This window comes from Albidovulum aestuarii (assembly GCF_029961185.1).
GTDB lineage: Bacteria > Pseudomonadota > Alphaproteobacteria > Rhodobacterales > Rhodobacteraceae > Albidovulum > Albidovulum aestuarii.
Genome location: NZ_JASBQQ010000018.1, coordinates 1 through 2,999 on the forward strand (window position 1 = coordinate 1; position 2,999 = coordinate 2,999).

The 2,999-nt window shown below is 57.4% G+C and carries 1 protein-coding gene; it reads left to right on the forward strand.

Annotated features, from left to right (window positions below; all coding sequences use genetic code 11):
• Nucleotides 1–541 precede the first annotated feature (541 nt).
• The coding region (locus QKW60_RS20925; protein WP_282371646.1) for a beta strand repeat-containing protein at nucleotides 542–2,999 on the forward strand (2,458 nt) is incomplete at its 3' end.

Below are 2,999 nucleotides of genomic sequence, written 5' to 3' on the forward strand. Positions count from 1 at the left end.
TTCGCGGCGCTGGGCGTGACGGCCGTGACGGGCGGGGTCGAGATCGACTATAACGGCCACGTCATCACGCTGGATGGCGTCAGCATCGGCGATATCGATCAGACTGATTTCGTGTTCGGGTAGGAGTGATGCGGGCGGACGCCAAAAAGCTTGCAGCGGTTCTCTGCCCCCGTCAGCTGACATACTTGCTCCAGTGTGAAACTAGTTGAGACTTGAGTAGAAGCCACTGATCCTGGCCGCGCAAATTCAGTTGGGTTCTGCATCCCAAGTCGTCGCGTCCTGAATACACTTGAAATAACTAATTTACTGCGGCATCATTTTTGTGTGGGCAGGGGTGCTTTCGTACTTGACGGTTTTCTGGAAAGATTTCCGGTTGTTTGGACGTGATGAGTTCAAGTGGCTGGAGACATATTCATATCAACAGCGTCAAAATACCATCCCGCTCAACGACAATTGTTGTGTGCGGGACAGAAATGTCCTGCAAACTAATAATGCTGAGCTCTGGCGCTAAAATCGCAGCCACCGGAGCCGTCTTTCGGGTTTGAGCAGAATTGCTGTCGTCGTCAACCGGACCGCCCGTTCGGTGTCGCAACTCGATGAAATTTCTGGAGGTCACATGGCTTATTTTCCTGGAACCAATCTCAATGACACATTGGACGGTACAAGTTCGGATGACGTGATCGAAGGATTCGATGGCGCTGACAGCCTTTCTGGGTTTGGCGGCGATGATGAGATCTACGGTGGCAACGGGAACGATACGATCCTCGGCGGGGCTGGTTTCGACTACCTTCGCGGAGACGCCGGTAACGACACGATAGACGGCGGAAGTGACAACGATGCAGTCGTCTATGACAACGCGACATCCGGCGTTTTGGTGAATCTCGCAACCGGCACCGCTTCGGACGGGTTGGGTGGCACCGATACTCTGATCAGTATTGAAGACGTCCGCGGGTCGATGCAGGCGGATTCTATCACGGGCGATTCCGGCAGGAATACTCTCATGGGCCTGCAAGGCAACGACACGCTGGACGGGGGAGCCGGCAACCGAGACATGGTGCGCTATGATCGTGACGCCGCCTATGGTGGCACAGCCGCTGTGTTCGTGAATCTGAGCACCGGCGTCGCGATCGACGGTTTCGGCGATACGGACACCCTGATCGGAATTGAAAGGGTGCGTGGAACCGCCGGCAATGACACCATCATCGGTGACGGCAACGACAACGATCTGATCGGTCGTGACGGAAACGACTCGCTCAGTGGCGGTGCCGGATTCGATTACTTTGAGGCCGGTGCGGGCAACGACACGATCGATGGCGGGGCTGATCAAGATTTCATTTCCTACTACTGGGATAATCCGGCCTCGGGTATTGTCGTCACCTTTACGAACGCCACTGGCGGCACCGTGACAGACGGGCTTGGTGGCACCGACACATTTATCTCCGTCGAACAGTTCGAAGGCACAGTATTCGGCGACACGATGACGGGTCATACCGGCGATGACTGGTTTGACGGCCAGGACGGCAATGACAGTCTTACCGGTAGCGACGGCAATGACACGCTGACCGGCAGTTCCGGCAACGACACATTGGATGGTGGCGCCGGAGCACGGGATCAGGTCCGGTACAACCGGGACGAACTGAATGGCGGCTTCCAGGGCGTCAACGTCAATCTGGCGACCGGCACCGCGACGGACGGTTTTGGCAATACCGACACACTGATCGGGATCGAGCGCGTGATCGGCACGAGCTTTGGCGACACGATCATTGGAAACAGTGCCGACAATGGCCTGATCGGCAGGGACGGCAACGATTCTTTGAACGGTGGAGCGGGTTTCGACTATTTCGAAGCGGGTGCGGGCAACGATACGATCAATGGCGGCGCGGACAATGACTTCTTGTCCTACTACTGGGACAACCCTGCCTCGGGCATTGTCGTCACCTTCACGAGCGCTACTGGCGGCACGGTGTCGGATGGCCTGGGCGGTACCGACACGTTCATTTCAGTGGAAGAATTCGAAGGCACGACCTTTGGCGACACGATGACCGGATCGACGGGCGATGAGTGGTTCCAAGGCATGGAAGGCAATGACAGCCTGTCTGGCGGCGACGGTCGTGATCGGTTGCTGGGTGGAGCTGGCAACGACACGCTCAATGGCGGGGCGGGAACCCGGGACGAGGCGCGGTACGATCGTGACGAGTTCAATGGCGGCTTCCAAGGTGTCAATGTCAACCTTGGAACCGGCACAGCGATCGACGGCTTCGGCAACACCGACACGCTGATCGGTATCGAACGGGTGCTCGGAACGAGTTTCAATGACACCCTGATCGGCGACGCGAACAACAACAATCTCATCGGGCGTGACGGCAATGATTCTATAAACGGCGGTGCGGGCGATGACTACTTTGAGGCCGGCGCCGGAAACGACACGATCCATGGTGGCTTGGATTGGGACTATCTTTCCTACTATTGGGATAATCCGGCATCCGGTGTCAGCGTCACGTTTGCCAATGCAACCGACGGGGCGGCCACGGACGGTCTCGGCGGTACGGATACGTTCACCGGGATCGAAGGGGTCGAAGGTACAAGCCACGACGACACGCTGATCGGAGCGGCCGGAGAGCAGTATTTTAACGGTCAGGCGGGCAACGACACAATTAATGGCGGAGGTGGTCTTACTGATTGGTCGGGTTATAGCGATACAGCAAACACTGGGGGCTTCCAGGGTGCGGTCGTCAATCTTGTCGCGGGTACGGCAACCGACACGTTTGGCGACACCGATACCCTGATCGGTATCGAAAACATCTGGGGGTCCGAATGGGCGGATCATGTCACGGGAAACAACGGCATAAGCCACGAGTTTTCAGGCAATGCCGGAAACGACACGCTTATCGGCGCTGATCAGGGTGATTCGCTCGAAGGAGGCGACGGCAACGACCGCCTGGATGGTGAGGACGGCAACGACACGATCATGGGCGGGATCGGCAATGACGCGATCCTCG